Below are 4,051 nucleotides of genomic sequence, written 5' to 3'. Positions count from 1 at the left end.
TTTTAAAAATGAATAAGGTATTTGATATATGCAAATAATTGATTTAGACAAAGATAACGTAAAAATTAATATTGATGCTATTACTTTAGGAAATTTTGATGGATTGCATTTAGCACATCAAAAACTTATAAATAAATGTGTTAGCTTAGGTAAATCAGGGGTTATTATATTCAAGTCACATACTTCAGAAATTTTAGAAGATGATAAGTTTAAAAACATATTAATAACGGACGATAAAATCAATCTATTAAGAAGAATGAATGTAGATTACTGTTTAATAAAGTCATTTGATAAAGCTTTTTTATCCTTGAAGCCTGAAGAGTTTTTAGATTATGTGAAAGAACATACTAATTTCAAAAATTTAGTTGTTGGCAAAGATTTCAAATTTGGCATTAATGCATCTGGTAATATATCTACTTTGAAAAATTTCCAAAAAGTTTTTAATTATAAACTCTATATTATAGATGACCAATTTATTAATGGTGTGCCTATTAGATCGACAACAATACGCAAATTTTTAATGAGTGGAGAAATTGAAAATGCTAATTCAATGCTTTACAGACCATTTAGTATAAATGGAGTTGTAATTGACGGGAAACATAGAGGAAGAAATTTAGGTTATCCTACTGCTAATTTGGAATGTAAAGAATATATTATACCAGCAGCAGGAGTTTATTACACTAACGTTATTTATGATAACAAATTATACAAAGGTATAACATCAATAGGAGAAAATCTAACATACGATGAACATGATGTTAAAATTGAAACTCATATATTAGATTTTAAAGGTGATTTGTATGGAAAAGAATTAACGTTAGTATTCATAAAAAAAATAAGATATAATGTAAAATTTAATTCTGAGATTGAACTTATCAATAAATTAAAAAGCGATTATAATTTTGCAAAAAACCAAGATTTAGATTTACAATTACAAGATTATATGATAATATAAATAAGTACTACTGTTACATTGATATTCGAAACCTCAACGATATCGCTGTAATGGTGAATATTAAATTTATGGAGGAAATTATGTACAACAAAGAAATCAAAGAAGAAATAATCAAAGAATACCAAACAAAAGAAGGAGACACTGGTTCTCCAGAAGTTCAAGTAGCTTTATTGACTTACAGAATAAACTACTTAACTGAACATTTAAAGTCTCATAAGAATGATCACCATTCAAGAAGAGGTCTTTTCAAAATGATCGGTAAAAGAAGAAATCTTCTTAAATATCTTAGCAATAAAGACATTGAAAGATACCGTGATTTAATTAAAAGATTAAACATTAGAAGATAATTGAAAGAGCGGGTTTTTCCGCTCTTTTTATTTATAAGGAGAATATATGATAAAAAAATATGAATATGATTTATGCGGTAAAAAAATAGAAGTTACGATTGGAAAAGTTGCTGAACAAGCTAATGGAGCATGTTTAATTCAATCTGGAGAAACTGTACTTCTAGTTACTGCTGTAGGATCAAAAGAGCCACGTGAGGGAGTTGATTTCTTCCCATTAACATGCGATTTTGAAGAAAAACTTTATTCTGTCGGAAAAATTCCAGGAGGATTTATAAAACGTGAAGGTAGACCTAGTGAAAAGGCTACATTAACTGCTAGATTAATAGATAGACCACTAAGACCATTATTCCCAGAAGGATATCATAACGATGTACAAGTTATAGCTACTGCACTTTCTGTGGATCAAGACAATACTCCTGATATTTTAGCTATGATAGGCTCATCTATAGCCTTGAGCATTTCAGATATTCCTTTCTTAGGACCTACTGGTTCTGTAGCCGTCGGAATGATCGATGGTGAATTTATTATTAATCCTACACAAGAACAAAGAGATAAATCAGATCTTGAATTAACTGTTGCTGGTACTAAAGATGCTATTATGATGGTTGAAGCTGGATGCAATAATATTACTGAACAACAAGTATTAAAAGCTATACTTAGAGCACATGAAGAAATCAAAAAAATATGTGAATTTATTGAGTCAATTCAAAAAGAATGTGGTAAACCAAAACAAGAATTCATTCAGCCAGAAAAAAATGTAGAGTTAGATGAAGAAGTTAAATCATTTTGCATTGAAGATTTGAAGAAAATTACAGTTAATGAAGATAAATTAGATAGAGAAGATCACATTAATACACTTAAAAGAAGCGTAGTGGATCATTTTGTTGAAAAATATGATGAAAGTATAGCTTCAAAAGTTTCTACTATATACGATGATTTAGAAAAATCAGAAGTAAGACGTTTAATATTAGAAGATCATATCAGACCTGATAATAGAAAACTTGATCAAATTAGAGAAATAACTTGTGATGTAGATATTTTACCTAGACCACATGGTTCAGGTTTGTTTAAAAGAGGTCAAACTCAAGTTTTATCTGTAACAACATTAGGAACTCCATCTGATGCACAAGTACTAGACGGACTAATTGAACAAGAAGATAAAAGATATATGCATCAATACAACTTCCCACCTTACTCTGTTGGGGATGCAAGACCTTTAAGAAGTCCAGGTAGACGTGAAATTGGTCACGGTGCTTTAGCTGAAAGAGCTCTATTACCTGTAATTCCATCAGAAGAAGAATTCCCTTACACAATAAGAGTAGTATCTGAAGTATTAAGTTCAAACGGTTCTAGTTCTCAAGCATCTGTATGCGGTTCAACTCTTAGTTTACTAGATGCAGGTGTTCCAATAAAAGAACCTGTTGCAGGTATTGCCATGGGATTGATTAAGGAAGATGATAATGTTGTAATTTTATCTGATATTCAAGGTTTGGAAGATCACTTAGGAGATATGGACTTTAAAGTTGCAGGTACAAAAGATGGTATAACTGCATTGCAAATGGATATTAAAATTACAGGAATTTCTGAAGAAATATTAACTGAAGCTTTAGAAAGAGCTAGAGTTGGTAGACTTCATATATTATCATTAATGAACGAATGTATAAGTGAACCAAATAAAGAAATTTCAAAGTATGCTCCTAGAATTATGGTAATTAATATTGCGCCTGAAAAAGTAAGAGAAGTTATTGGACCAGGTGGAAAAGTAATTAACAAAATAATTGATGAAACTGGCGTTAAAATAGATACTGAAGATGATGGTAAAATTACCGTAGCTGGTGAAAACACTGAAAGTGCACAAAGAGCTATAGATATGATTAAAGAAATAGTTAGAGAACCAGAAATTGGTGAAAAATATTTAGGAAGAGTTACTAAGATTATGAATTTTGGTGCTTTTGTTGAAATATTACCTGGAAAAGAAGGCCTTCTTCACATATCGAATATAGCGCATGAAAGAACGAATAAAGTTGAAGATGTTTTAAAAGAAAACGATGAAATTATGGTAAAACTTATGGATATAGATGACCAAGGTAAGATGACATTATCCAGAAAAGCTCTTTTACCAAAACCAGAAAGAAAAGAAAAAAAGAATTTTGATAAAAAATCTGAAGATCAAAATACAGAAGATAAATAATTAATAGTTGAGTAATTTTATTACTCAACTATATTTTTGAAAGGGGACATTATGAAAGTTAAAATAATTAATAAATCTAATAACCCTCTACCAAAATATTCAACAATTGGGTCTAGTGGTATGGATTTGAGAGCTTATACTGAAAATGATATAACTTTAAAACCACTTGAAAGAACTCTTGTACCTACTGGAATATATATTGCAATTCCAGAAGGTTATGAGGTTCAAATCAGACCAAGAAGTGGTTTGAGTATAAAGCATGGAATAACTCTGATAAATTGCGTTGGCACTATAGACAGTGATTATAGAGGAGAATTAAGAATTCCTGTAGTCAATTTGTCGAATGAAGAATATACAATTTCATCAGGGGATAGAATTTGTCAAATGATACTACAAAAATTCGAAAATATTGAATTCGAAGAAGTTGAAGTATTAGATGCTACAGATAGAAATGATGGCGGATTTGGCCATACAGGCTACTAATTATGGCTAGAAATACTAAATCACGAAACAAAACTCAATCAAAATCTAATAGCAAAAAAAATGCTAACTCTTCGA

4 protein-coding genes are annotated in these 4,051 nt (G+C 29.9%); all 4 read left to right on the top strand.

Annotated features, from left to right (window positions below; genetic code table 11):
- Positions 1–28 precede the first annotated feature (28 nt).
- Positions 29–955 carry a bifunctional riboflavin kinase/FAD synthetase gene (locus tag KHW44_RS07205; RefSeq protein ID WP_304067761.1) on the top strand — a complete coding sequence of 309 codons (927 nt, stop codon included), beginning with the start codon at positions 29–31 and terminating at the stop codon, positions 953–955.
- A gap of 80 nt (positions 956–1,035) precedes the next feature.
- Positions 1,036–1,302, top strand: a complete 267-nt coding sequence (gene rpsO / locus KHW44_RS07200) for a 30S ribosomal protein S15 (RefSeq protein WP_304067759.1) — start codon at positions 1,036–1,038, stop codon at positions 1,300–1,302.
- Positions 1,303–1,348: 46 nt separating this feature from the next.
- A complete protein-coding gene (locus KHW44_RS07195) occupies positions 1,349–3,493 on the top strand; it encodes a polyribonucleotide nucleotidyltransferase (protein WP_304067756.1) in 2,145 nt (714 codons plus the stop codon).
- A gap of 51 nt (positions 3,494–3,544) precedes the next feature.
- A complete protein-coding gene (dut, locus tag KHW44_RS07190) occupies positions 3,545–3,976 on the top strand; it encodes a dUTP diphosphatase (RefSeq protein WP_094207129.1) in 432 nt (143 codons plus the stop codon).
- Positions 3,977–4,051: the final 75 nt, after the last annotated feature.

This window comes from Finegoldia magna (genome assembly GCF_018371055.1).
Taxonomy (GTDB): Bacteria; Bacillota; Clostridia; order Tissierellales; family Peptoniphilaceae; genus Finegoldia; species Finegoldia magna_I.
Note: the sequence above shows the minus strand (reverse complement) of the source record. Positions and strands in the feature narration are given on the sequence as shown.